This window comes from Frankia sp. CeCAU1, assembly GCF_977971845.1.
Genome location: NZ_CDWWXA010000040.1, coordinates 2,460 through 29,126, shown reverse-complemented (window position 1 = coordinate 29,126; position 26,667 = coordinate 2,460). Strand labels below are relative to the sequence as shown.

The window sequence follows — 26,667 nt, the reverse complement described above, 5'->3', positions numbered from 1 at the left end:
CGCCCGCCCCCGGTCGGGAGCGCTGGGCCGTCCGCGAGGCACCGCGGACTCTGCCGGACGACCATCCGCTCCTCACCCCGACGGACACCATCAACACCCCCGAACGCGCCGCCTTCCGGGAGAATCTGGTGAAGGAGGTGATCGGCGATGCCAAGCCGCCGGAGCAGGGCAGCCCCACCCTCGACCTCATGGGCGGCGGCGGAGCCTCCGGCAAGGGCCACCTGTTGGACACCCTGCTCAAGCGCGGGACGATCGACGGCGAGAACGCGGTACACCTCGATCCAGACGGCGTCAAAACGAAGATCCCGGAGTTCAATACCATCGCCCGGGCAGGCGATTCCCGCGCGGCCGACGTGGTTCATGAGGAGAGCAGTACACTTGCGAAGACGGTACTCGGCCAAGCCATGGATCGCCGCTTGAACATCATCTATGACAGCACTCTGGGCAACCCGGAGAAGACCATCAAGCTGATCGATGACGCGCATGCGAAGGGATACGAGGTTCGCCTATTCGGGGTGAGTGCCGATCCGGAGCTCGCGGTCGAACGCGCCGCCGCTCGCGGCGAGCAGTCCGGCCGTTACGTTCCCGTCGATCGCCAACTTGAAGCGCACCGCGGCTTCTCGCAGGGCTTCGAGAGTTATGCAGAAAAGGTCGACAGCGCATTCCTCTTCGATACGAACAGTAAACCTAAGCAAATGGCGGCAAAAGAATTTGGCGGGGATCTGGAGATTCTCGACCAGGACGCCTACCGGAAATTTCAAACCAAGGCCGACCTTAACCCCAATGCGACGGGACCGACCACACTGTACAGCAAGAACAGCTAGAAAAGAGGCAGGGAAATGCCTACCAATGAAACCGACGAAGAATACAATACTCGACGCAGAAAAGAATTTAATGAAGCAATGAGGAATGCCCGTGAAATCTCATCGGAGGAGTGGGAGGCCGTCAAGAAGCGGATGCGCGAGAAGGAAGAAGAGGAGACCAAGCGCATCTTCGGCGACAAGAAGCCCACTCTGTATGTCGATCGCTATACCGACCTGTGAGGCTTCGCGGCTGATCCTGGCGGCCCGACAGAGTCGTCGGGATCGGGTGAAGTCAGATCGGCGCTGAGATCGTACGCAGAGATCCGGGGACGCGGCTACCAGAGGGCGTGCTGGTCGCCGGGAGGTGGCTCCGTGCCTTGTGCGCGCCGAAGGCGGCGAGGGTGGCCGGGAGTGGCCGGATGGCGGTGGCCGAGGCCGGCCGGTGGAACCAGCGGGCTGGCGTAGGCGAGTCCATCGGCCTCCGCGGCGGCCATCGCGTCGTAGATCGCGAGGATGCGGGCCTTCGTCCGCTCGAAGCGCTCCGGATCGTTGTTCCGGAAGGCCCGGAAGCTGTCCAGGATGTAGCCGACGTCATCCCGGTCAACGCCGTAGAGGTGGAAGTAGGCGGCATCCAGCTCCGCCCGCAGCTCGAACCGGCGTTCCTCGTCCCAGACGAACGGCGGCCCGGGATCACCCAGGTCCTCGGCGAAGGGCCGCATGTCCCAGGCGGTGTACGTCAGCTCCAGCACCCGCGCCTCGATCCACCGCGCCGACGCCTCCCCCGCCAGCCACCCCACCGGCTCGTCATACCGCTCCGGCGGCAGCACGGGAAGCTGCTTCATGAGAAAGTACTTGAACGAGGTGCCAGCGAATTTCTGTCGGGCACAGTAATCGAGCACGAACATGGAGAAGTTTGCCTGCAGAAGGGCTCCCCGTTCGGATGGCAATGCGAGGAGGAACTTGTCTCCCACGGCGTAACGCGGAATCGCGCCGCTGATCAGGGTCCGTTCGTCGGAGGCGCGGGCGATGTCGCGCCAGCCGAGCAGCCAGCCGCGGTTCCACCGCTCGCCGATCTTCTTCTCGACCTTCTCCTCGGCGACCCAGTAGCGTGGCAGCGTGACGAAGTTCGGGTCGGCGTGCTGCTTGGGCGCCGTCCGGGGCAGGGTTCCCATGTTCGCCTGAGCTTGGGTCTGCCCCTCGTACGTTCCCAACCGATGGTCAAAATGGTGGACCATCTTCGCCTCGATCAGCGGGAGCATGTACTCGGCGTCCTCGCCCGACCCTCGCGTGAAGACGTTACCGACGAGATGCCAGCCGGCCTTCTCCAGGTCCTTACGGGTGTGGAAATATTTGGAATCGTTGGCCATGTGCAGCATGGCTTTGAACGAGACACGCCACGGGTTCGACGGCGGCGCATCCTGCCAGAGAACCGGTACGCGGCGATAGATGTCCAGGGTGATACGGGAGTCTCGCGGGGACCGGAAGATCGAGACGGTCCTGGTGTTCGGGTTGAGGAGACGGATCTCGGCCGGTGTCATGGTGAACGCCCGGTCGGCCACGTCGACCATCCGCCGTGATCCGAAGGCGAACGGCACCCGGTCGACTCCGACCTGACGCCCGGCGAGAGTCAGGAGGCAGAACCGAACTCGGTGGTCCACCGCGCGGCTGAGTAGGAACTCCTCGTTCTCGAACTCCACCAGCCCGGCGAGCGACTCCTTCTCGACGACGTCCTGGAAGAACGGCGCGGTGGTGGCGTCGGTGGCGATGCCGGTGGGCAGCACCAGGCCGGCACGACCGTGCGGGCCGAGGATGGTCCGGGCCGTCTCGGCGAAGACGGCGTAGGTGTTGACGTCGCCGCGGCCGGTGAGCGGGTAGCGGCCCGAGTCCCGCAGCAGTTGCGACCAGCCGGCGGACTCCCGCAGGTGATCCTGGAAGTCGGCGTACAGGGCACGGTCGGAGGCGAACTCGCTCTCCTTCAGCGCGTCGATCAGGCGCTGCCGGGCCGCCTTGTTCGGGGCCTTGGCGATCTTCTCGTCCCGGTGCGCGAAGAACTCCTTCTCCTGGAGCTTCACCCGCTCCCACGGCGGGTTACCCAGGACGCAGGAGAAGCCGCCGCGCCAGCCGGTGCCCGGGTTCGCGTCGGGAGCGTCCGGATCGTCATCCGTGCGGAAGACGTCCGGGAACTCCAGATGCCAATGGAAGAAACGGTACCGGTCCGTGATGTCGTCCAGGAGCTTCGCCAGCTCCGGTGACAACTCCTTCGAACCAGCCATCAGCGGATACAGGAGCTGATTCGTGATCGCCGGTGGCCCACCCTCAGGCTTCGGCCAGACGAACGCGGCGCACCAGGCGTTGGCGGCCAGCAGGTGGAGGCGGCGCTCGGGCATGGCCTCCAGGGCCTCGTACCGCCGCGCCTGCTCGCGGACATCCGACAGGGACAGTGCACGCAGATCGATGATCTCACGCAGCTCCTGCCGACCGCGCAGGTTGGCGAAGTGACTGATGTCGGCGGACTTCCGCGCCTCCAGGAAGACAGCACCCTGATTGTCGGCCAGCAGTGCCCTGACCCGGCTGGCATCATCGTCGCCGAACGCCTTGAAGGCGGCGTCGGGGATTCCCCCGTCCAGCAGCGTCGGGGTCACGCCGAGCAGGGCGTTGCCGACCTTGATGTGATGGTCGAGGTAGGCGAGCGGGCGGTTCGGCTCGACGGACGCCAGCCACAGCGAGAACTTGGTGATCTCGACCGCCAGCGGGTTGATGTCGACCCCGTAGACGCACCGCGCGACGACCTCGGGCAGGATCTTCACAATCTCCGCCCGGGACGGTTCGTCGTCTCCCCGGTCCATGATCGCGTATCTGCGGGCGATCCGGTGCGCGGCGGCGGCGAGGAAGTGCCCGGAGCCGCAGGCCGGGTCCACCACGGTGATCCGCAGGAGGTCCGCGGGAACGCCGGATGCCGCGTACCGGTCGATCACGGGGTCCAGCGCGCTCCTCAGCAGCGAGTCGATGAGCGCGTTCGGAGTGAAATAGGAGCCGGTGGTCTTGCGTTCGTTGCCCGGCGCGTCGGCGAGGCGGAACCGCCGGGCCGGCAGATCCGGGTCCGGCACCAGTTCCAGCAGCGACTCGTAGACGCTGCCGAGCTCCGCCCCGCCCAGATGGGCGAAGTCGACCCGCTGCCGGCGGCCCCGGTCATCCGTGACATGGCTGAGCAGCTTCACCGCGGCGAGCAGCCGCCGGTTGGGAAGTTCGAGCCGGCGCAGCTCGTCGGGACGGGCGTCGCGGTCGTCCGCACCGGTCTCGCGGTCGTCCGCACCGGCCTCGCAGTCTTTCGGGCGAGTCTCGCGGTCGTCCGCACCAGCCCCGCCGGACCGGCCCCGCCCAGTCGCCGAGCCACCCGTGAAGTTCGCCGAGCCACCCGTGAAGTACAGCCCGCCGAGGGCCGGCAGGGCGAGCTCGGGCCGGCCGCCGTCGCTGCCCAGGGCCTCCAGCACCAGGACGAGCCCGCGCCACAGGTCACCATGCTGATCACCACGCCGCCGGGAGGCGATGCGGCGCAGCCGCGCGGTGGAGAAGTAGGAGGCGTACCGCCGCCGGCCCTCGATGATCTGATCCGTGAGGCGCTTGCGGTCGGCCCGCTGCCGCGCCGTCTCGTCCGGTTTCTCCTCGGGAGGCTGGGGATGCAGCACGTCCCGGTCCTCGATGACGAACAGGAAGACCATCTGGTACACGAGCCGGAGCAGCTCGTGGCGGAACTCGTCGGGAGTCATCCCGCCGTGCTGGCGGCCGGCCGCCAGCATCACGCGCAGCCCGGGGTTGGCCTCCAGGAAACCGGTGCCCAGCTCCGCCATGGCCCGCACGACGTTGTCCCGCAGCTTGTCCCCGGCGACGATGCCCGCGGCCGCCGCATAAGTGTGCCAGCGTTCCAGCCAGCAGTCCGCCGGGTTCGGCGCCGCGCCCGCCCGATCGGGCGCCTCGAACCGCGAGGCGTGCGCGAAGGCGAAGAGCACCTCGAAATCGGAGTACAGCTCGCCGTCGAAGATGGCTTCGAGATCGAACTCCAGGTAGGAGTGGCCGACCAGGGCCGCCGACTCCCGCAGGATCCGCAGCTTCCGGCCGTTGGAAAGGATCCCCCACAGCCGGTCGTCGTGCCGGTTGAGGAACGCCTGCATCATGCGCTGCGGGGCCCGGTCGCTCTTCGCCGGCCCCAGCCGCTGGTCCAGATCGCGCTTCCAGGCGGCGAGGTGGACGGGAACGTGCCGCCACTCGTGGCTGATGGCATCGTCCTCGCCGAGGTGGCGCACGTGCGCGACGCGGCCGTAGCCCAACTCGCCCAACAGGACCTGCAACCACAGCTCACGGGTCAGCGTGGTCCCCGTCGCCCCCGGGCCCGTCGCCGCGCCCACCGCCCCACCCGCGGTCACCGACCGCTCCTCGGCGGCGAGCCGCGCGCGGAAGGTGCGGTACGCCCCGAGCAGGTACGCCCAGTGGCGGCTGGCCGCATCGCCGAGCCGTTCCCCGGCCGCCAGGTGGTAGTCCTCGGCGCGCGTGCCGGCGAGTTCCGGGTCGGCGTCCCTGACCCGCCGCACCAGGTCCCGGGTGAACAGGCTGCCTTCGAGGCTGACGGAGAGGAGCTCGACGTCCCCAATTCTCAGTGTCATAAGCCGGCCCCGGCCGGCAGGTAGACGTAGACCCCGAGGACGTCGGCCCGGTCGTGCGGGGTGACGGTGAGCCCGCGGCGGCGGCGTAGCCCGGCGACCTCCCGGGCCCGCAGGTGGGCCTCGCGCAGCGCCTCGGCGAGCCGCTCGCCCTGCGCGTCCAGCTCAGGCGCGACGTCGGCGAGCTCGGTGATGGCGCGTTGCGCCTGCCGGCGAACGAACTCGGGCAGGGCGTTCTCCGGGTCGACGGCGAACAACCGGTCGATGTCGGACGGCGTCAGCCACTCGCGGTTCTCCCCGCGGCCACGGTAGCCGACCAGGCGCGCGTCCTCGGCCACGGTGTCGACGGTCTTCGCCGCGCCGGGCAGCGTCAGATGGAACCGGTAACGCACGAGGAGCACCACCGTGCGCGTGGCCACCGCGGAGGTGCGGAACACCCCGCAGCGCGCCCCCGGCGGGCGCCGCACCGCACCACCCGCCGGGTCCACCGCACCACCCGCCGGGTCCACGGGAGCGCCCGCCCCCGCGGGCCCGGGATCATCCATCGGGGCGATCACCCCGGTCCGGTCGTCCAGCGCCTTCTCCAGCACCGCGCGGGCGAGCCCCGTGACCGCCGGGTCGGTGCGCACCAGGGCCCGATGGCCGGGCGGAACCGGCAGGTCGTCGTGCAGAACCAGCCGGCCCGCGCCGCCCGGCGACACGCGCAGGGCGTCGGTGTAAAGGGGGTCCAGCCCGGTCACGTCGGCGACGAGACCGTCCGAGGTCTCCGTCGGAACCACCTTCACGCCCAGCTCGTCGAGGGTGTTCAGGACAAACCGGCGGACGTCGGCCTGGCTGCCGAGGGCTTCCCGCACGTCGTCCAGCACGCCCTGCACCTCGTCCAGGTCGACTCCGCTGTGGGCGTACTTCGTCAGCGTCCGGGACTCCCGCTTGGCGGCGCTGTGCCACTCGTCGGTCACCTCGTCGCCGGTCCGGACGACGTCGAGATCGAGGATGAGCTGCTCGCCGTCCCTGCGGCGCAGGACCAGCCCTTCGAGCATGGCGATGAGCAGGCTCTCGGCGTTGTCGGGAACCGGGACCGTCACCCCGGTGTCGCGGGCGATCCGGCGGTGCTTGCGCAGCAGGACGTCCAGCACGAGACCATCGATGCCGTTGTCCGCGCCGTACAGGGTGACCGCGCGGACGTACGACTTCCGCTGGCCGAACCGGTCGACCCGGCCCTCGCGCTGCTCATGACGGGTCGGATTCCAGGCCAGATCGTAATGGATCACCGCCTGGAAGCTCTCCTGGAGGTTGATGCCCTCGGACAGGCAGTCGGTAGCGACGAGAATGTGCCGGCCCGGGGTGGCGGTGAGCCTCTCGATGCGGGCGGCCCGCGCCGCGTGGGGCAGCTCGCCGGTGACGGTCTCGACCGTCGCCTTCTTCCCGAACGTCGCCGTGAGCTGCCTGCCGATGTATTCCGCCGTCGGGATGTAGCGGCAGAACACGATCGGGTCGTACCCGTCGGCCTGCAGACCCTTGATCTCTTTGATCAGCGTCGTCAGCTTGGCGTCGTGCTCCTTCCCCGCCAGCTCCAGCTCCTTGGCCCGGCCGGCCAGCCTCGCGAGTGTCGCCCGCGCCCCGGCGGAGAGGGTGTCGTCGAGCGCACCGGGGGCGACGTCCAGCCCGTCGATCGCCTCGGCTTCGATCAGATCGTAGGTGCCGGGGCGGCCCAGCGCGTCTGCCTCGGCCGCCGATCCGGCGGCGGCGGTGACCGACCGCGCGGTGAAGGTCGCCGCCGCCGCGGCCGGCGAGGACGCCACCGATCGCAGCAGGGCCAGCGCCGACCACCACCGCACCCGGCGGGTCCGCTCCCCGTCGGGATTCGTGACCGTCTCCCGGGCGAAGGCGAGCACCTCCTCGTGGAACCCGGAGTAGGCCACGCTCATCCGGTACCCCACGTCGCGGTACTGGCGATCCTCCGGGAAGGGGGTGTCCTGCCCTTGATAGCGGCGGATGTCGCGGCGGCGGCGCTGCACGAAGTGCCGGGCGAGCTCATCCCGGCCACGCACGGTGTCCAGGTCGAGCAGCGCGAGCCGCGGGCTGAGCAGGCTCAGCAGATCCCGGAACGCGTCCTGCTTACCGGAGTGGGGCGTGGCGGTGACCAGCAGAAGGTGGCGGGGGCGGCCCTGTTTCGTGGGACGGTCGGCGATGCCGCGCAGCAGGTCGTAACGCTTCTGTCCGGCGCTGCTGGACACGCTGCCGGCCGCCGGGACGCAGGTGTGCGCCTCGTCGACGATCACCAGGTCCGGGCAGGACCGCGCGAACAGCGTCCGGCGCTCATCCGTCTTGATGAAGTCCGTCGAGACGATCGTGAACGGGAAGTGCTCGAAGATGGATACTCCGCCCGCCCGGCGCTCCAGACCGGTGACCGTGGACGTCAGGACCAGCTCGGCCTCGATGGCGAACTTGTCGGCCAGCTCCGCCCGCCACTGTTCGGCGAGCGCGGGTGGGCAGAGCACCGTCAGCCCGGTGGCGTCCCCCTGCACCAGCAGCTCCTTGGCGATGAGAGCCGCCTCCACCGTCTTGCCGATCCCGACGTCGTCGCCGATGAGCAGGCGGACCGGGTCCTGGCGCAGCGCGAGGAGCAGCGGGACGAGCTGGTACTGCCGGGGAGTGACCGCGACGGCGGCGAGCGAGCGCAGCGGGCCGGCGCTCGCGGTGAAGCCGAGCCGCAACGCGGTGGCCAGAATGGAGATGGAACGGTGGTCGCCGGCCGCCGCCGGATCCGGCGGCGGGAAACCCACGGACGTCGCTTCGTCCCGGAACAGCCCGGTGACGTACTCCTCGTCCCCACCGAGCGGCCGCACGACGAGGAAATTCGGGTCGTCGCCGGGCAGGACCACCCATTCGCGCCCGCGGGCCTTCACCAGCGACCCCGGCTCGAAGTCGCGGGCCGGGGTGGCGCCGGCCGGGGTGGCGCCGGCCGGGGTGGGGTGGCGCGGCGTCGAGACGGCCGCCATCAGCCGCGCCGCCCGGGGCCGAACACGTTCGGGTAGTGCGCCACGATCTTCCCCCACTCCGCGTCATACCGGAACCGGACGACCAGCCACCCCAGGTCGGCCAGCCGGTCCTCGGCGTCGGCGTCCCGCGCGGCCGCGGCGGCGGCGTCATGGTGCGGACCGTCGACGAACACGGCCACCGCCCCCGACGGCAGCCGGTAAACGAAGTCCGGCCGCGCCGCCGCGTCCGATACAAGCATTTGCGTCGCGTCAGGTAACCGATAACCCTCTTCGCGGAGGAATGTTACAAGTTGCCGCTCCAACCCCGACCCCGCCCGCTCGCGCAACGCCTCCGCGTGCCCCTCTGCGCCGCCCGCGTGGCCGTGCCGTGGCTCGGTACGGGCCGCCATCAGGGCACGAAGGATCTCGACCGCGGCATGTCGATCGATGACGGTATGGTCGGACTGATTGCCGTAGGAGAGCAGGCAGTCGTAGCAGCCCCGTTCGCAGCGTTCCCGCGCGCCCGGCGCCCGGTCGGTGTCCGCCCCGGTCTTCGGATCGAAATGGACGATGCGCAGCGCCTCCTGCGCCACCTCCGCCAGTGCCTCCGGCTCGTCATGCAGGCGGCGCAGCACGCCCGCGCCGCCCTCCGCGCTCTCGACGAAGAGCATCCGGCCCCGGCCGTCCGGGTCGGGCAGCCGCTGGGACTCCAGCTCCGCGTCCTCAAGCTGGAACAGCGCTTCGATGCCGCGTTCGAGCGCGTACCGCACCGAGGTCGCCACCTCGTCGGAGACCGGCCGGGCGAGCCGGACGACGGCGATGTTGCGCCGGTCCTCCACGTACGGGATGATCTTGCGGGCCCGCGGGTCGTCGGCGAACTCGTCGAGGCCGGATTCCTCCTCCGTGAGATCCCCGGCCCGCAGCTCGCCGGCCCGTCTCTCATTCAGCCACCGGCCGTTGACGGTGTCGAGCCAGTAGCCGACGTCGTTCTTGTCCGCCCGCCGCCGCAGGCCCTGGTTGATGATCCGGATCGTCGCGGTATCGCCGTAGACGAACTCGGCGAGATCCTCCCCATCCGGGCCGCGCACGTCCGCGGCGAGCCGTCCCGGCCGGACCCCGTGCCGGCTGAACCGGAAAGTGGTGAGCAGGTCGAAACCGGCCCGGCGGCGCTCCTCCTCGTCGGAGGAGATCCGCCGGCGATGGGTGGTGGTCACCGTCTGCAGGTGCATGAGCCCGGCCCGGCCGCCGCCCAGCGCCACGCCACACTCCTCGCACCGGTTCACGGCCGCGTCGCGATGATGCCAGTAGCCGCAGGACTCGCACAGCCGTGCCTCGATCGTCGCCACCGATCCGGGGACGCCGTGCTCCGAGCCTGGGACCTGGACGCTGGTGACCTGGTACCGCCCACCCTCGTGATAGATCAGCGCGCCCGGGCCGAACTCGCCGACCGCGATGAACCGGGGCCGTTGGATGTAGGACCCGTCGCCCCGCCGGCTGCCGGGAATGTAGGCGGCCAACGGCAGCCGGGGGAAGGAATAACCCGGCAGAAAACCCTCGGACGCGAGGTAGCGGTAGGAGTAGAAATCACTGAAGAGCTGCTGGTCAGGGGAGTCGTTGGTGAGCAGGTACAGGCGCTGCTCGGCCTCGTACCGACGTCGGCGCGCGGCCGCCCGTGCCTTCGACTGGGTGGATCGGTCGAGCACCCGGCGGTTCTGCTCCCGCTGGTCGGCGATCGCCTGCCGGTACATCGCCCGCCACCGGTCGCACGCTCCGTCGAACGCGAGGAACGCCCCGTTCACGACGTCGGGTATCCACCGGTCGTACCACCAGGGGCTGTTCTTCGTCTCCTCGGCGAGCACCGCCTCGGCCCGCCGCACCGTGCGGGCCCGCACGGCGGGGTCGTCCAGGTGAGCGGCGAGATCCTCCCGGATCGGCAATGGCAGCTCGCCGCGTGGGCCCTCGGCGGTATCGAGGACGTCGGTGAGGCCGCGGTGCAGGCTCGCGCCGCTCTCGGCGAGCCAGATGGCATGTACGTGCGAACGGACCAGATCCTCGTTCGCGAGGTCGAGCCGGGGCAGGGTCACGCGACCGGCGACCATCAGCTTCGACCGGCGGAAGTAGTACTGGTCGTGCGCGCTGCCGGTGGAACAGTAGGTCGTCACGAGCGCCGGCTGGCCGCCGCGCCCGGCCCGGCCCGAACGCTGCGCGTAGTTGGCCGGGGTCGGGGGGACGTTGCGCATCATGACGGCGTTGAGGTCCGCGATGTCGACGCCGAGCTCCATCGTCGGCGAGCAGTAGAGCAGGGGCAGCCCGCCCTCGGCCGGGTCGCCCCCGCGGCGGAACGCCTCCTCCCGGTCCTGCCGCTGCTGGGCCCGGACCTGGGCGGTGTGCTCGCGGGCGACGATGCCGGCGAGCTCCGCGGCGGCGTGCGAGTACAGATCGCGGAAGAACGGGTTGACCCGTGCGCCGACGGTGTCGTCGACCACGCGGCGCAGCGGGTCCTCCGCGCCACGTCGACCGTTCCCGGCCCGCCAGATGAGCGCCGACGCCTTCACCCGGTAGCCCGCCGGGCCCCGTTGAGCCCGCGCGTAAGCCCGCGCGCCACCGCGGGCCGGCCCGGTGACCATCACCTGCCCGATCAGGCCATGGCGCTCCAGCACCGTGAACAGGTCGTGGATCACGGCCTCGGCGTCGTCCAGCCGGATCCGGCCACGGTGGCGCGGGAACTCGTGCGGTCGGCGCAGGTAGCGGCCGAACGCACCACGACCGGTGACGTGTACGGCGTCCCGCATGCCTCCCCGGCCGCCCGGGAATGGATAGGCGGTGCGTTCGAGCACCCGCGGCTCGTCCCCCGGCACCGCCCAGACCCCGCGTAGCAGATGGTCGGATGTCTGGACGATGCGCTCGTGGCCAGGCTGGGTGAGGGCGTCGACGTCGACGGCGAGCGCCCGGCGCATCTCGTCCAGCAGGATGCGGGCGAGCAGCGCCCGGTGCTCGGGATCGTCGTCGCGCAGCAGGGCATGGGTTGCCGCCCACGACGCCTGGTGCTGGGCGATCTCGTCCAGGTCCACGTAGTCGAAGGTGATGAGGCCGGTCTGCTCGAGGTTCGGCATGGTCACCCGCCAACCTCGTTCGAGATCGGCGTAGACGCGGTACCCGATCGCCGCCCGCAGCGCCCGCAGCACGTTGTCGCGCTGGCTGAACACCGGCTCCTCGATCGCGGAGAACGACCGCATCGGCAGGTCCAGCGCATCGGTAACACGCTCGGCAACCGAGTCGAACCGCAGGCCGGCGGGGCCCGCCGCGCGCGCGGCCCGGTACAGCGCGCCGCGTAGCTGGGTGACCTGCACGAAGTCGTTGAGATGCCCGGCCTGCAGGCTCGCGTCCTGGCGGTTATCGACGAAGGTGAGCAGCTTCTTGGCCCGGGAGTCCAACGCCTTCTGGCGCCGCAGGTTGCGCACGATGCTGGTGCTGACCAACGACACGGCCGAGCTGCGGCCCTCGGCTGCGAACGAGGCCAGCTTGGCGAAGTCCTGGGCCCGCAGCTGCTCGTACGAGACCCGGCAGCGCAGGCAGAACCGGAACGGCGCCGGGATGAACCAGGCCGTCATCGGCTCGGACGCCCCGGAACCGGACGCCCCGGAACCGGACGCCCCGGAACCGGACATGTCACGAAGGAACACGGCGCGCTCGCCGTCCGTCTCGACCTCGCTGCCGTCCGCCGTCACCCGGACCCGGCGCGGCACCTGATCGGCGAGTCTCGGCAGGACGAACGAGTGCCCGTGCTCGTCGGCGTCGAACCAGGTGTCCGGAAAACACCCCTCGGCGATGGGATCGGCGGGCCAGGGATGATCCTCGCTCACATAGAGATAGCCGAGATCGACTTCACTTTCAACCGCGGCCGACTCCCGGCGGGGAGTATAGCGGCGAGGGGTGTCCCTGCTGCGCGCGACGACGAGATATTCCTGGCCACATTCACGACAGAAGGCCAGCGGCAGCAGTACCTTGTCCCGCGACCCGGGCACACTCACCTGGTATTGACTGGTGATATACCGGACCGTCGTCGGTTCCAGGCTGACGTGGACCGTGTCCCCCTTGGAGAGGAACTGGTGCAGACGAAAGGCGAACAACGGTCTGCCGTGCTCCGGATGACGCACCGCCGCGCCCTCGACGAGCATGGCCTGAATGGCGCCGGCACAGGTTTCCACCGGCAGACCCGTCCGCTCGGCGAGCTTCTCGGCGGCAGCGGCCAGGGTCGTCGGGTCCTCCCGCACCAACCGGTCTCCGGGACCGAGAGCCAGACCGAAGGTGTCCTCGACCCAGATCGCCAGCGGATCGCCCGCGAGCCGCGCAAAGGGCTGGGGCCGCCCCCCGCTCGGCGGTGGCGCGCCGGTTGGGTCGAGCGGTACCTGCTCACCGACCCGCACCGGCGGTCCGGCATCCATCGGCTCGGTATCTATGGGCTCGGTATCCATCGGCTCGGCGTCGATGACCCGGGCCCGCAACTCCACGTCACTGACCGGTCGCCACGCCGTCGCGCGTTCGAGCGTCTCACCGATGACCCGGTCGGGCCGAACCTCCGTGCCGAACAACCGACCCGCCACGACGGCGACCTCGCGGCGCATCTCCTCGAAGGACGCCTTCCTGGACATGGTGGCCGAGGTACCGACGCACTGCATGTCCGGTGCTTCGCACGCGTCCCGCAGCCGTCGGGTGAGCAGTGCGACGTCAGCACCCTGACGGCCGCGATAGGTATGTAGTTCGTCGAGGACAAGGAAACGAAGGCCGGCGGCTGCCCCGATCAGCGCCTGGCGCTCGTGCGGCCGGGTGAGGATGTACTCGAGCATCACGTAGTTCGTCAGCAGGATGTCGGGACGCCGATCCAGGATCCGCTGCCGGGACTCGGCCAAGTCCTGCCCGGTGTACCGGTCGAAGGTGACCGACCGGCCATCCACGGGTATTCCCCATTCGAGATACTTCTTCAACTCGTGGAGCTGGCTGTTCGCCAGCGCGTTCATGGGGTAGACCACGATCGCCGAGATGCGGTTCGGGCGGGGGTCACGGAGGACGGAATCCACGACCGGCACGATGTAGGAAAGGCTTTTACCGGATCCCGTGCCGGTGGTGAGCACATAGCTGCTGCCGTCCCGGGCCGCCTCGATGGCTTCCCGTTGGTGCCGATACAGCGTCAGCGACCGCCTGCCGGGATCGCCGGAATCCCTCTTGACCCGGAAGAATCTGCCGCAGTCGGGGTGCAGCAGACCCGTGCCGACCAGTTCGTCGACCGTGCCGCCGGAGGCGAACGCAGGGTTGAGCGAGATCCACGGGTCAGGCCAGCGGACCTTCGCCGCCCGCTCCTGCTCGAGATAATCTTTGATCTTCTCGTCGCGAACCTCGACGAGGGAGTCGGTGAAGGCCGCATAGTCCTCGATCAGGCTCCGATGAGTCTCGAAGACCTCCACGTACTCCCTGCCCTCCTACCCACCAGGTCCGAACAGTGTCCGGCCAGCACATCCAGGTCAGGCGCGGCGGGCCGGGTGCGTCTGTCGTCGTACCCTACGGTGATCGGCGCCCGTCGTCCGGCATGACGGACCGGCTTCTGCTTCTGGTGGATCCGCCGCCTGACCCGGCCCGACCCGGCCTGACCTGATCGCGGCACACCGTGGGCTGTTCCGGTGGGTGTCTGTCCAGAGGCCCCGAGCCCGATTCGTCCTTGTGGACACGCACGGCCACACCGGGAACCTTGCCTATCCAGAGGCTTCGACGTCCCTTTTATCCCTCTGGAAAGGCAAGAGAGGGGGTTGGCTACTCGGCTATTCGAAGCGGGGGGGCTGGCCGGTCGCTTCGAGGACGGACATCCACAGATCACCGGCCGGGTCGACCTGGTTGCGCTGGCTGATCGCGAGCGGGATCGGGATGTGGATGAACCGCCGCCGCCAGCGGCCGACGACCATCTCCGTGCGGCCGGACATCGCGGCGTGCACGGCCGCGTGGGCGAGCCGGATCGTGTAGACGCTGTCGTACGGGTTCGCCGGCACACTGCGGATCACGTAGCTGGGATCGATGTACTTCAGGTTGAGCTCGATGCCCTCGGCGTCGAAGTACTCCTTGATCCGACGGGAGAGCTCCGGGCCGATGTCGTGCAGCTTGCGGTTCCCGGACGCGTCGGTGCTCTCCGGCTGGCCGACGACAAGCTCCTGGCCGGCACCCTCGGCGGCGACGACGACGGCGTGGCCGCGCTCGGCCACCCGGCGACGCACGTAGTTCAGCAGACCGCCGTCGCCCTCCAGCTTGAACGGCAGCTCCGGGATGAGCACCACGTCCGCGTTACTCTTCGCCAGCGTCGCGTAGCAGGCGATGAATCCCGAGTGGCGGCCCATGAGCCGGACCACGCCGAGCCCGCCGGGCGCGGACGTCGCCTCGGCGTGCGCGACCCGGATGGACTCCGCGGCCTTGCCGAAGGCCGTCTGGAAGCCGAAGCTCTGGTCGATGTAGGGGATGTCATTGTCGATCGTCTTCGGGATGCCGACCACGGCGATCTTCTCCCCGCGCGTCTCGGCCTCCCGGGCGATCTGCCCGGCCCCGCGCAGGGTGCCGTCACCGCCGATGACGAACAGGATGTTGATGTTCATCCGGGAGAGGCAGTCGACGATCTCGGCGGGATCCTGCTGGCCGCGGGAACTGCCGAGGATCGTCCCGCCGTCCTCGTCGATGTTGGCGACGCTTTCCGGGGTGAGATCGACGACGTCGTGGCCGTAGCGGGCGATGAAGCCCTGGTACCCGTTGCGGAATCCGCAGATCCGCCGAACCCGGTAGTGCGAGGTCAGCTCCAGCACCAGACCGCGGATCACGTTGTTCAACCCGGGACAGAGCCCACCGCAGGTGACGATGCCCACCCGGGTCTTCGACGGGTCGAAGTAGATCTTCCGGCGCGGCCCGGCCGGCTCGAATCCGGGCAGGTCATCGAGCGCGACACCCCGCGAGGAGATCATCAGGGCGGTGTCGTCGTAGAGGACCTTGTCCGACTCATCGATGTAATGCTGCGTCGTCGGCCGCTCCCCCAGCAGCGGCAGGAGCGGGGAGTCAATCCGGCAGACCCCCAGGGTCTTGACCGCCAGATCGGCATTATCCACCAGTATTGGTGCACCCACCGTTACCCGGCCCTCACGTCTCGATCGGCGCTACATCAGTCTTGGTGACTTCGCTTCATACTTACCTGGACCAGAGGAGCACGGACGCCCCCGATCATCCTAGGTTTCTCCACTCCGAGAGTACCGACCCAAACCACCCACCACGACCCCGTCGACGGGATAACCCGCAACCTGCGGACGGAAACAATGGATTCATAGGCGCGAAACCGGCGTAACAACCTGCCGACCCCGTCCCGACCTGTCCCGGGCGGACACCTCCGGGCGATGCGGGCAGACGATGCGGGCAGACGATGCGGGCAGACGATGCGGGCAGACGATGCGGGCAGACCGTCCGAGCCGGATAACCCAGACCAGACCAGACCCGGACCCAGACCAGACCAGACCCGGATCCGGACCAGACCCGGACCCAGACCAGACCCGGATCCGGACCCGGAAGCCCCGCGACGTCGGCGGCCGCGAAGTCCGGTAGACGGTCAGCTCATGCAGTGACCACCATCGCGCGGCGGCCGAATTTGGGGGAGCCCGTCACGGTCCAGGGACCGCAAACTGTGCTCAGGTCCCCCAGATTCGCCGGCCGGCAGCCGGCAGGTCACCGCGCTCAGGACAGCCCGGCCCGGTGCGCGCGCCGCCAGAAGGCTCCCCCACCGAGCAACAGCGCCGCCAGGACGGCAAGGACGCTGACCTGCCCACCGGTATAGGAAAGCGAGTTCCCGCGGGGATCCGTCCCGGTCCTGTCCGGGGCGGGGGACCGAGGCGCACCCGTGCCAGCGGACGCTCTGGAGTCCCCATCACCACGGCCGTGGTCCCCGCCACCGTCCCCGTCCCGGCCGCCGTGGCCGAGCGCGAGGTGACCACCGGCCGGACCGCCACCACTGAGATAGTTACCGCTGAGATCATTACCGCTGGCAACGCCGCCGTCGAAAGCACGGAGCGAGACCTGCTCCGGCGCCTCGTCGATGGAACGCGAGCTTTCCGCCACGGAACGCGACGGGCCGTCCGCGGGGCGCGAAGCCGCGACCGGAACCGCGGCCAGCACAACCAGCATGCTCGTGAGCACGGCGGCACCGCCGGAACGCAATCCCATGGTGGCTCTCCCCCAGCAGCCCAACTTGGCGCAGCCCGACCGGACGACGTCGGACCAGACGACGTCGGACGGTACCGATGGTCACTATGCGTGTCCAGAAGACGACAGGATCGACACGCCGACGGTTCGCCGCCCCACGTGCGTCCCTGGTAGTGGATCAGGCGTCGGCCTCGTCCGGCGTAGGTGCGGCCACGGACGGAAACGCGCCGCGCGTCCCCGGGCTGCGGTCCGAGCGGCGGTCCGAGCGGCGGTCCGAGCGGCCGTCCGGGCGGGACAGGCCGGAAGCCGGCGATTGTGTCGGAGACAGGTCGTAAGGTCGATCAGGCGAAGGCGCGGGCGGCAGGTGGCATCGCGCCGCCGCGCCCTGACCCAGCCCGCCAGCCGAGGAGCCCGATGTCCGCTCGTGATCAGGTCCGTGGCCGGTCGCTTCGGCTCCTGGACTACCTGGCCGCGCTCGCCGCCGAACGGCGCGGTGCCCCCCGTCGCCAGCTCGCCGAGTACGTCCCCGCTCCGCTCCTTCCGGCTGACGTCCCGTCCCATCCGGGGGTCCGGCTCGGCCCGACAACGCAGCGGGAGAGCTGGCTGGAGGTCGCCCGGGTACTTCAGCCGGCCGCGCCGAGCTGGCCACCCCCGCTCGACCGCTACCTGGCCGGGACGGTGGTGAGCCCGGACGCCCCACCCACCATGCCCGCCCATCTCCTGGACGCGGAGGCCGTCGAGCAGACCGGGGAGCGCGAGCCTCCCGGTGTCCCGGGCGAGGAGCGGGACGCTCCGTCGGGCGCCGTCGCCCTGCTCGACGCCTGGGTGCGTCAGGTGTGGCGGCCGTGGGCGCCCGAGGCACGCGCCGCCCGCGACGCGCGCGCCCTCTACCAGCGCCTGTTCGACCTGCGCCTGCGGCTGCAGCGCGAGGCCGCGACCGTGGAGCTGGCCTGGGGGCACTCGGTGCTGTGCTGGCGGGTCGGCGACGCGACGATCATCCATCCGCTGCTCGTCACCCGCATGGTGCTGACGGTCGATCCGGACTCCGGGGTCATCCGGCTGCATCCCGACGGTCCGGTGAGCCTGGAGACCGAGCCCCTGCACGGCCTCGGCCTGCCCGGTCTGGACGAGATGTCGGCCCTGCGCGACCGGCTGCGGACGGCACCGGCCGATCCGTGGGACGCCCCGGCCCAGGCCGGGCTGCACCGCCAGATCCTCGCGCCGCTCGGGCTGGACGCCCGCGCGACCACCGGTCCGGTGCCCCCGCCGGGGCCGAGCCCCGTCCTGGTCGACACCTGGGCGGTGTACGTGCGGCCGCGGCCGGCCCTGCAGGCGCAGTTCTACGCGGAGCTGCGGACCGCCCTCGCCGAACGGGACCTGCTCCCCGAGGCCATCGCCGCCGTGGTCGCCGACGACAGGCTCGTCGCCGCCGCGCTCGGCGGGGACGATCGGGCCGACGGCACCCTCCCCGAGGGTGCCGTCGCCGATCGAGGCCGTGGCCGGCGCGGTCACGACGGCTCCCCCGCGGGGCTCGGTGAACGCCTGCTGATGCCGCTGCCGACGAACGCCGACCAGGAGCGGATCGCCCGGCAGCTCGCGGGCGCCCGCGGAGTCACCGTGCAAGGGCCGCCCGGCACCGGCAAGAGCCACACCATCGCGAACATGATCTGCCACCTCGTGGCGCATGGGCAGCGGGTGCTCGTCACCGCGCAGGACGAACAGGCCCTCGCGGTGCTGCGTGACAAGATCCCGCGGGAGCTGCGCGACCTGACCGTCGCCGTGCTCGGGTCGAGCCGGGCCGACCTCGACGAACTGCGCGCCGCCGTCGTGGAGATCTCCGGGGCGGTCAGCGAGGTCGACCCGGCGCGGGAGACCGCGGCCGTGAAGGCCCTCGCCGAGGAGCTGGACGCCGCCCGCGCCACCGCCCGCGCCCTCGAACTGCGGATGATCGACCTGCTGGCCGGCGAGGCGCGGGAGTTCGACCTGCCGCACGGGCGGGAACGCGCGCCGGAGGTAGCGAGCTGGCTGGCCGAGCGCGCGGAGGAGCTCGGGTTCGTTCCCGACCGGCTCGACCCCACCCGCGCGCTTCCGCTCGGCCCGGCCGAGCTCGCCGAGCTCTACCGGACCGCACGCGAGATCACCCCCGCCGACGCCCGGGCCGCCGCGGGCAATCTGCCGGGCGACCTGCCGGACGGCGCGTCGCTGCCGGGCGCGGTCGCCCTCGGCCGGCTGCACGACGAACTCGACGAGATCCGCGCCGGGCTCGCCGACCTCGAACAGGCCGGCCTGTCCGTCGACGCGCTCGACGCGCTCGACGTCGACGGTGCCGACGGTGCCGACGGTGCCGACGGCGTCCGTGCCCTGGTCGAGGACACCCGGGCCGCCGCCGACCGGCTGCGCCGGCTGTCGGTCGGCTGGCTCACCACCGCCCGGGCGCAGTGCGCGGCGTCGGGTGAGCAGGCCAGGTTCTGGGCCGACCAGGCCACGGCCCTCGCCGCCGAGGTCGCCGAGCTGCGCCGTCTGACCACTCTCACCTTCGGCCGTTCCATCGAGCTGCCCGCCGGTGACCCGCGGGTCCAGCTGAGGCTGCTCGCCGACCTGCGGGGCCGCTTCGCCACCGGCCGGGGGATCCCCCGCCTCGGCGGACGGGAGCTGCGGGACCTGCACGACGCGGTGCGCGTCGACGGGCTGGCCGCGCGCACGGGGGATGACGTGGCAATCGTCGAGGCAGAGGTGCGCCGCCGTCAGACGCTGGCCGCCGCCGCCGCCCGTCAGGCCGCGATCGCCGCCGCCCTCGGCGGTGAGGCCATCGAGCCCGCGGCACCCGACGTCCTCACCCGGCTCGACGCGGTCGTCGGCGGCCTCGCCGACGCCGTCGACTGGGAACGCCGGGCGGCACCGGAGCTGTCCGCCCGGCTGCGCGCTGTCTTCCCCGCCGGCCATCCCACCGACCATCCCGTCACGACGACGCCTTCCGACCCGGAGACGCTTTACCACCTCGCCGGCCTGCTTGCCACGGCGACCGGCCGACGGCGCGAGAAGGAGATCGCCGGCGCGCTCGCCGAGGTAGAACGGGCGCTCGCCGAGGGAGGCCTTAGCCCGCGGGCCGGCCGGGTGTGGGCCGACCTGCACGAGGCGCTGACCAGGCGGGACCTGGCGACCTGGACGGCGCTGCTCGACGAGAGCGCCCGGCTGGCGGCGCTGCGCCCCGGCGTGGAACGCCGGGACCGGCTGGCGGCCCGGCTGCGCGCGGTCGCGCCACTGTGGACCGACGCCATCCTCACCGGACAGGGTGACCCGTCGAGCTGCGGCGAGGCGGTGCGGGCCAGCGAGGCGTGGCGCTGGCGCCAGGCCCAGACCTGGCTCGACGACCTGCACTCCGACGGCGACCTCACCACGCTCGGCCGTCAGCTCGCCGACGCCTCGCGGCACGTGCGCGCCCTGGTGCTGGAGACTGCGCGTCGCTCCGCCCGGCTGGGCCTGGCGGAGCGGCTCGGCGACTCCCAGCGCCGGGCGCTGACCGGCTGGGTACAGGCACTCGACCGGATCGGGAAGGGCACCGGGAAGTACGCCCCGCGGTGGCGTGCCGAGGCCCGGGCCCACATGCGGGCTGCGATGGGCGCCGTGCCGGTGTGGATCATGCCGACGCACCGGGTGATGGAGAGCTTCGACCCGGGCGCCGACGACCTGTTCGACGTGGTCATCGTGGACGAGTCCAGCCAGTGCGACCTACTGGCCCTTGGCGTGCTGAGCCTGGGCCGCAAGGCCGTCGTCGTCGGCGACGACGCCCAGACGAGCCCGGAGGCCGTCGGCATCGAACGGGCCAAGGTGCATGCCCTGATCGACGCGCACCTGCCCGACGTCGCCCAGCGTTCGCTGCTCGACGTGGAGGCGAGTCTCTACGACACCGCGGCCCGGGTCTTCCCGCGCACCATCGTGCTCAAGGAGCACTTCCGCTGCCTGCCCGACATCATCGGCTTCTCCAACCGCTTCTACGACCAGCAGATCCTGCCGTTGCGGGAGGATCCGGAGCTCGCCCTCGGCGCGCCGCTGCGACCCGTCCGGGTCCCCGGGGGCGCCCGGTCGCAGACCCGCTTCGGCGACGCGAACCCAGCGGAGGCGCAGGCCCTCGTCGAGCGGGTCCTCGCCTGCTGCGCCGACCCGGCCTACGACGGGATGAGCATGGGCGTGGTCACCCTGCTCGGCGCCGGCCAGCCCCGCCTCATCGAACACACCCTGGTCGAACGACTCGGGGAGCGCGAGTTCTCCCGCCGCGACCTGCGGGTCGGCGACCCGTACCAGTTCCAGGGCGACGAACGGGACGTCATCTTCATCTCCGTCGTCGCGGACGACAACCGCTCGGCCGCCACCCGCCGCCGCGACCAGCAACGAGTCAACGTGGCCGCGAGCCGCGCACGCAACCAGATGTGGGTGTTCCACAGCGTCGACCCGGCCACGCTGCGCGACGACGATGTGCGGCGCCAGCTGATCGAGTACATGTACGCCGGGCAGACCGGACGGCTCGACGCGGATCTGGCCGATCGCTGCGAGAGCGAGTTCGAACGGGCCGTCCTGCGCGAGCTCCTCGCCCGCGGCTACCGGGTGCGCCCCCAGCATCCGGTCGGGCGCTACCGGATCGACCTGGTCGTCGAGGGGGTCGCCACCGCGCGAGCCAGCGCCGAGCAAGCCGTCACCGAAGGAGCCACCGCCGGGGGTGTGGGGCGCCGCGGCCCCCGCCTCGCGGTCGAATGCGACGGTGACCGTTTCCACGGGCCCGACCAGTGGGAGGCGGATCTGCGCCGCCAGCGGATCCTGGAACGGCTCGGCTGGACGTTCTTCCGGATCCGCGGCTCGGAGTTCTACCGGCATCCTCGGCCGACCCTGGACGCGCTGGTGCGACGTCTCGACCAGCTCGGCATCCACCCGGTGCCGGTGCCGGCGCCAGCCGGCCCGCCGACGGAAGGGCCCTGATCTATCCGTTGGCGGCCCGGGGTTTGGGGCCGGTGGCGCGCATGTTCACCAGTCTGCCGAGCAGGTCGAACCAGAAGGGGGCGCCGGCGGTGAGCGCGAAGCAGGCGATCGCGATGCCGGCGATTTTCAGGAGCCACCCCTCAACGGAGTCGGGAACCTCCCGTGGGTCGTCGCGGCCCGCGGAGTTGTGGACCCAGCCGATCGGGAAGGCGAGCCCCGAGGCGTCGCGCACCGTCTTGATCACCTGTTCCGTGGCGTCCCCCACCATGGGCTGGTCGGAGGTGAGGCGGGTGCCGGAGGCGGGATCCCCCGCGGAACTCCCGGCGGAGCTCCCGTCCGCCTCGCCGGATGAGCCCACCTCGGCCTGGGCCGCGGTCACGGCCGCCTGCCGCACGGTGCCGTCCTGCCAGAACGCCCGCGCGAGCCCGATCGCGTCGAGGTTGAACAGGACGGACAGCAGGACCGCGTAGCCGAGCAGGAAGACGGCGATGCGCCGCTTGTACCACCCGGACAGGCGATCCATCGCGTCGTCGTACCACCGGGCCAGCTCGATGACGACCTTCTCGCGGTCCCCGCCGGCCTGGACTATCGCTGTGGTCATCGCGGTCTTCGCCGGGGAGGGGGGCATCGCGGCGAGCCCGTCCTCCATCGTTCCCACGGCTCCGGCCCTGGTGGCGGCGGCGAGCGCGGCGGCCACGACCCGCCCGGTGGGGTGATCCACAGGCATCGCGTCGTACAGGGCCTGGGCGGACCTCTCCCCGAGGGCATGCCGGGCACCGTCGTAGGCCCGCCGGTACGCGGCCCTGGCCTCGTCGGGGACGTGGTCAGGCAGGATGTCCGGGCGGAGCTGGGACAGCATGGCCCGGGCGGGCGGGTCGACCCGGTCCAGCAGCGCCTGAGCGAAGGCGGTGGACGGCAGGTAGGACGGCAACCGCAGTGTGTGCGCGCGGCGCACCGAGGCCCAGGTCCCGGAAACCGGCGGATGGTCGGCCATGGCCGGCAGGGAGGTGTCGCGGCCAGTGGCACGCATGGCCCGAAGCGGCCCGTCTAACAGTTCGGCGACGAGGTCCGTCCGATCCGCGGGCGGGTCCGCCCCCGGATCGGACGGTTCGGCGGGCCGGTCACCGCCGAGCAGCCGTCGCAGCTCGGCCTCCAGCTGGCGCCCCCGGTAGCGGAACAGAGCGAGCACGGCCTCGTTGATCCGGGAGACTGCGAGGCTGAACGCGGCAAAGAGCAACGCGAGCCCGATCAGGACATCAAGAGCGGATGAGTCCGGCATAACCCCCCGATTCCGAGCCCGGGGCAGCCGCGCCACCGCCTTCACGGCCGAGGAGTACGCCCCGGGACTGTCCTGGGCAGACAGCGCATTTCTACACCTCGGCGCAGAACCGGCACTCAGCGGCATCATCGGACACCTGGTCGAAGCGGGCGAAGATGGTGTCCTCCGTGGCGTCTCGGGCCGGGCGGCGTCCTACGACGTCCTACGACGGTCGCCAGAACAGACTCGCGACCCGGCCGGAACGCATCGCGGCAGGGGCGGCGCGGAACGTGCTTTGGCAACTGGCAAACTGAGGATCGAGCAACGGCGCCGTGAGGAGGCAGGGTGACCGCGAATACCGGTGGGGGACCACTTTCCCATCTGCCCGTCGCAGGCGCGGACGTCGAGATCTGGGGGATCAACGACTTCCTCGCTGCCGACGAGCGGCGCCCGACCAGTTTCATCACCAATTTCGGTAACTGGCAGGTGCCCGACCCGGTCGCTGCTGCCCTCGCGTCGAGGGTCGCGCACCTGGAATGGTTCCACGACACGGGGGAGCTAGTCGCGATCGGTGACGTTCCCCGTCGAGGGGCGGCGACCGTCGAGATCCCGCGCGTCGAAGGAGCGGTCGGGGAGCTGGCTGACATGGTCGCCGGTCCGTTCGGCAGCGGCGGCATATCGTTCCGGACCGTCGACGGCGCGGTTCGCGAGTTCCCCGAGATGGTTGTCTCCGAAGGCACCCGCGTCGCGGTGTTGGCGGTCATCAAACAGGGCCCGCGGGTGCACGGGGTGCTGTGGGACTGGCACCGCTGGCACCGTCGCCCCGAAGGATGGGCCTGGCTGGAAGAGCGCCTGCTCAGCACCCGCCGCACGACAGGCGGCAACGACTGATCAGGGACCGGGACAGTTGACCGGTCGCTGCGGCGTGCCTTCTGCTCCTCTCACTCCTCGGGCACGGGCGGACGGCCGTGATGGCGTGGTGGGTGCGCGCGGAACAGGACGATCTGCGCAGCCGTAGGCGGGATCGCTCCAGCCGGGCACACGTTTGATCAGGCGCTCACTGTATGGGCATCGACGCGGACCATAAAGGCTGTCCGCGATCCGGCTCAGTCCCACCGCCGCGCTGTGACCGGTTGGGCGAGGCCACCGGGCATCAGTGCTCTGCTTGCCGGATGGCGTGTTACGGCTTGCGGGCAACACCGCCGTAGATGCTGACCCGCGCTTCGGTCAGCTCCTCGACGGCGCTGCCGTCGGCCCGCCAGCGGTGAACGGCCTGAACCCCGGGGTCGACCAGCTCCAACCCGTCGAAGAAACGTTCGACTTCGGATCGGCTGCGGGGCTGCACCGAAATCCCCTTCTGCCGGTAGGCTTCCGCCGCCCGTTCCGCGTCCGGATCATAATCTCCGGTGCCGTGGGTGAGGACAAGGTAGCTACCCGACGGCAACGCGTCGAGGAACCGACGCACGATCCCGTAGGGATCATCCGCGTCGGGGATGAAATGGAAGATCGCGACGACGGACAGGGCGATCGGCCGAGTGAGGTCAAGGGTGCTGTGTAGCTGCGGGGCAGCGAGGATCCCGTCAGGGTCGCGCAGGTCGGCGTCGAGGTAGGCGGTGCGCCCCTGCGGGGTGCTGGTCAGCAACGCGCGGGCGTGGGTGAGCACGATCGGGTCGTTGTCCACGTAAACCACCCGGGTGTCGGGGGCGAGGCCCTGGGCGATCTCGTGCAGGTTCGGGCTGGTGGGGATGCCGGTGCACTAACTTCGCGAGGTACACCGAAAGATGTGACCTAGATCACTTCCTTAAGTGCAACGACTCGGCATGGCTGGGGTCTAGGGCTGCGGCTGGTTCTTGGCGGCTGCCGGTCGGTACTGCGTGATCCATGTCTCGACGTCGGCGGGTTGCCAGAGACGGACCGTACCTTGATCGATATGCGGTGCGGGGAAGTCTGGGCGGTGGGAAAGCTGGCGGGCACGCTCGGCCGTGATGCCGAGGCGTCGTCCAATATCGCCCGTCGTCCACAGGTCGTTCTCGCCCATGGGCTACAGCCTATTGCGGCACCCCAAGCATCTCGCTAATCTTGGGGTGCCCCAATAGGCGGCCCTGGCGGTGAGCTCCTACCCTCTCCGCCAGGGCCTTGATCTCGCACCCTCCTGGAAGGGAACGTGACCTATGCCCATGATCTCAGATGGTGAGTCTCGGCTGCCGGACAGCATGCGTTCGGATCTTAGTGTGGTGCTGATGGCGCATCCGGCGGAACCTCCGGCAGTCGAGATGCCGCCGGTCATACCGGGTTTCCAGGTCCGTCGGCCGGTACTCGTGTTTCCGGGCGGCATGCGGGTCTGTGTCGACGCTATGAGCACGGATCGTGAGGCGGCTACCTGGTGGGCCGATCTGGCGGTACAGGCTACGTATGCGTCCATCTGGCACGGCAACCGATCGGAAGACGAGCGAGAGATCACAAAGAGCGAGTAACGCAAGACCCGCGACCGTGCGGCGGCCGGTGACCTCGCCTGGGGTTGCCGGCCGTTCGCCGTTTCCGGCCTTCAACAACCTATACAAAGTTTGCGATGATGTAGGTACAGCAACGAAAGCGGCCCGACCGGTGCGGGAACACCGATCCGGGCCTGAGTCCCACAACCTGCCAGACCAGGAGCGGAACCTATGTTTACTATGCCAGATGATCCGGTGCGGCAGAGCGCCTACCTCGTTGATCAGTTGATTGTCAGGGTGCGTGAGGCGCTGGCATTGGTGGCGGCTGAGCTGGACGACGGTCCGCTTGCCGGTCCGCCCGGGAACCTCGTACCTCGCGCCGCGGCGTCGGCGCTGCGTGACCTGTCCGCGATGATCGGCGTCGTGACGAGTACGAACAGCCTCGCGGTCCTTGATGCGGTGTGGTTCGGTCTGCTTGAGGCGTCGGACGGCGTGTCGGCTTGCCTCGCATCCGGCGAGGATGCGTGATGCCGGGGCTGGCGCGGGCGTTGAACTTCGTTCGTCAGGACGTCAGCGTGACCGAGCGGGATGATCAGCGAGCGGTGTTCGCTGCGGCATGCTCGGCACGGGCCTGGCAGGCCGGTGGGACGGTCTACCAGACCGCTGACAGGCTGCATGAGTGGGCGGCGGTCGTCCGGCTCGTCCACTCCGGCGCCTACGACCTGGTGGTCGTCGACACGATCGACCGGTTGGCCACCACTGAAGCGGGGCGGATGGCGGTACTGGGCATGCTGCGCCGCACGGGGATCCGCGTCCTTGCAGTACGTGACGGCGTGGATACGGGCGATCCGGTGGGCTGCGCTCTCGTCGACTCGCTGTTCACCTAAGAAATGATCAGGATCGGGTCGGGTGGCTGCAACGCCACCCGACCCGGTTTTTGATCTTTCACGGACCCCGGGCTGAGCTGATCTCCTCCGTCGGTCGGGCGGCTGCGCCCTACGTCGGGTTCTTCCGGCCGGGCAAGGGCGCCGACGGCCCGTACCGTGCTGGGTGCGGCGCGTCCCTTGCCCGGCTGGGAGGTTCCGGCGTAGCCCCTTGGGGGTCCGGGCGGCGGAGGCGATCAGCGGACGTACGCGGCCCCTCCCCCTCCTCCAGAGTGAGGGCCGGGGTTTGGGGCGGAGCCCCAACAACCAGCAACGGCACCGTCCTCGCGGACGTCGCGCGGCTCCTGGAGCACCGGCGCGGACCAGCGGCACTCTCACCGCCGATCGTCACGGACCCTCTGGCGGGGGGTCTGACGCTCCGACGCGCCGACGGGCCGACGCGCCCACGGGGCGACGCTCCGGCCGGGGT

At 70.4% G+C, this 26,667-nt stretch carries 13 protein-coding genes and 1 pseudogene; 6 read left to right on the top strand and 8 right to left on the bottom strand.

What is annotated here, in order from left to right; translation table 11 throughout:
- On the top strand, window positions 1-824 hold an 824-nt coding region (locus AC08OO_RS09825; protein ID WP_476618434.1), incomplete at its 5' end, for a zeta toxin family protein.
- 15 nt (window positions 825-839) lie between these two features.
- Window positions 840-1,043: a hypothetical protein gene (locus tag AC08OO_RS09820; RefSeq protein WP_476610663.1), complete on the top strand. Its 204-nt coding sequence runs from the start codon at window positions 840-842 to the stop codon at window positions 1,041-1,043.
- A gap of 95 nt (window positions 1,044-1,138) precedes the next feature.
- On the opposite strand, the gene AC08OO_RS09815 is transcribed toward AC08OO_RS09820, so the two are convergent.
- The 5 genes from AC08OO_RS09815 to AC08OO_RS09795 all read right to left on the bottom strand — a co-directional run bounded on the left by AC08OO_RS09815 (window position 1,139) and on the right by AC08OO_RS09795 (window position 16,674).
- Window positions 1,139-5,461, bottom strand: coding sequence for an Eco57I restriction-modification methylase domain-containing protein (locus AC08OO_RS09815; protein WP_476610664.1), 4,323 nt, complete (start codon window positions 5,459-5,461; stop codon window positions 1,139-1,141).
- Window positions 5,458-8,460: a helicase-related protein gene (locus tag AC08OO_RS09810; RefSeq protein WP_476610665.1), complete on the bottom strand. Its 3,003-nt coding sequence runs from the start codon at window positions 8,458-8,460 to the stop codon at window positions 5,458-5,460. Before AC08OO_RS09810 ends, AC08OO_RS09815 begins: the two co-directional genes overlap by 4 nt.
- The gene (locus AC08OO_RS09805; protein ID WP_476610666.1) at window positions 8,460-13,901 is read right to left on the bottom strand and encodes a DEAD/DEAH box helicase; all 5,442 of its coding nucleotides are present in this window, start codon (window positions 13,899-13,901) and stop codon (window positions 8,460-8,462) included. The genes AC08OO_RS09810 and AC08OO_RS09805 overlap by 1 nt, the downstream gene beginning before the upstream one ends.
- Window positions 13,902-14,252: 351 nt before the next feature.
- The gene (locus AC08OO_RS09800; RefSeq protein WP_476610667.1) at window positions 14,253-15,590 is read right to left on the bottom strand and encodes an ATP-dependent 6-phosphofructokinase; all 1,338 of its coding nucleotides are present in this window, start codon (window positions 15,588-15,590) and stop codon (window positions 14,253-14,255) included.
- Window positions 15,591-16,188: 598 nt separating this feature from the next.
- Complete coding sequence (locus AC08OO_RS09795) at window positions 16,189-16,674, bottom strand: hypothetical protein (RefSeq protein WP_476610668.1); 486 nt, start codon at window positions 16,672-16,674, stop codon at window positions 16,189-16,191.
- A 393-nt stretch (window positions 16,675-17,067) separates the two neighbouring features.
- Between AC08OO_RS09795 and AC08OO_RS09790 the strand changes: the two genes are divergently transcribed.
- Window positions 17,068-21,624: an AAA domain-containing protein gene (locus AC08OO_RS09790; protein WP_476618433.1), complete on the top strand. Its 4,557-nt coding sequence runs from the start codon at window positions 17,068-17,070 to the stop codon at window positions 21,622-21,624.
- A gap of 1 nt (window position 21,625) precedes the next feature.
- Here the strand turns inward: AC08OO_RS09790 and AC08OO_RS09785 are convergent, their stop codons facing one another.
- Complete coding sequence (locus AC08OO_RS09785; protein WP_476611156.1) at window positions 21,626-22,903, bottom strand: hypothetical protein; 1,278 nt, start codon at window positions 22,901-22,903, stop codon at window positions 21,626-21,628.
- 324 nt (window positions 22,904-23,227) lie between these two features.
- On the opposite strand from AC08OO_RS09785, the gene AC08OO_RS09780 reads away from it, so the two are divergent.
- A complete protein-coding gene (locus tag AC08OO_RS09780; RefSeq protein ID WP_476611157.1) occupies window positions 23,228-23,773 on the top strand; it encodes a hypothetical protein in 546 nt (181 codons plus the stop codon).
- A gap of 289 nt (window positions 23,774-24,062) precedes the next feature.
- On the opposite strand, the pseudogene AC08OO_RS09775 reads toward AC08OO_RS09780, so the two are convergent.
- Both AC08OO_RS09775 and AC08OO_RS09770 read right to left on the bottom strand, forming a co-directional pair.
- A pseudogene (locus AC08OO_RS09775) lies at window positions 24,063-24,635 on the bottom strand (SAM-dependent methyltransferase); the annotation flags it as partial.
- A 78-nt stretch (window positions 24,636-24,713) separates the two neighbouring features.
- Window positions 24,714-24,920 (bottom strand): hypothetical protein, encoded by a 207-nt coding sequence (locus AC08OO_RS09770; protein WP_023841978.1) that lies wholly within the window; start codon window positions 24,918-24,920, stop codon window positions 24,714-24,716.
- A gap of 625 nt (window positions 24,921-25,545) precedes the next feature.
- Between AC08OO_RS09770 and AC08OO_RS09765 the strand changes: the two genes are divergently transcribed.
- Both AC08OO_RS09765 and AC08OO_RS09760 read left to right on the top strand, forming a co-directional pair.
- Window positions 25,546-25,842 (top strand): hypothetical protein, encoded by a 297-nt coding sequence (locus AC08OO_RS09765; protein ID WP_133057024.1) that lies wholly within the window; start codon window positions 25,546-25,548, stop codon window positions 25,840-25,842.
- On the top strand, window positions 25,842-26,201 hold the full coding sequence (locus AC08OO_RS09760; RefSeq protein ID WP_085015407.1) for a serine integrase family protein: 360 nt from the start codon (window positions 25,842-25,844) through the stop codon (window positions 26,199-26,201). Before AC08OO_RS09765 ends, AC08OO_RS09760 begins: the two co-directional genes overlap by 1 nt.
- Window positions 26,202-26,667 lie beyond the last annotated feature (466 nt).

Excerpts from the sequence above, each read along its gene's own strand:
- AC08OO_RS09790 (WP_476618433.1), top strand. The coding sequence starts at position 17,068 with ATGTCCGCTCGTGATCAGGTCCGTGGCCGGTCGCTTCGGCTCCTGGAC.
- AC08OO_RS09765 (WP_133057024.1), top strand. The coding sequence starts at position 25,546 with ATGTTTACTATGCCAGATGATCCGGTGCGGCAGAGCGCCTACCTCGTT.
- AC08OO_RS09815 (WP_476610664.1), bottom strand. The coding sequence starts at position 5,461 with ATGACACTGAGAATTGGGGACGTCGAGCTCCTCTCCGTCAGCCTCGAA.
- AC08OO_RS09770 (WP_023841978.1), bottom strand. The coding sequence starts at position 24,920 with ATGGGCGAGAACGACCTGTGGACGACGGGCGATATTGGACGACGCCTC.
- AC08OO_RS09820 (WP_476610663.1), top strand. The coding sequence starts at position 840 with ATGCCTACCAATGAAACCGACGAAGAATACAATACTCGACGCAGAAAA.
- AC08OO_RS09760 (WP_085015407.1), top strand. The coding sequence starts at position 25,842 with ATGCCGGGGCTGGCGCGGGCGTTGAACTTCGTTCGTCAGGACGTCAGC.
- AC08OO_RS09795 (WP_476610668.1), bottom strand. The coding sequence starts at position 16,674 with ATGGGATTGCGTTCCGGCGGTGCCGCCGTGCTCACGAGCATGCTGGTT.
- AC08OO_RS09785 (WP_476611156.1), bottom strand. The coding sequence starts at position 22,903 with ATGCCGGACTCATCCGCTCTTGATGTCCTGATCGGGCTCGCGTTGCTC.
- AC08OO_RS09810 (WP_476610665.1), bottom strand. The coding sequence starts at position 8,460 with ATGGCGGCCGTCTCGACGCCGCGCCACCCCACCCCGGCCGGCGCCACC.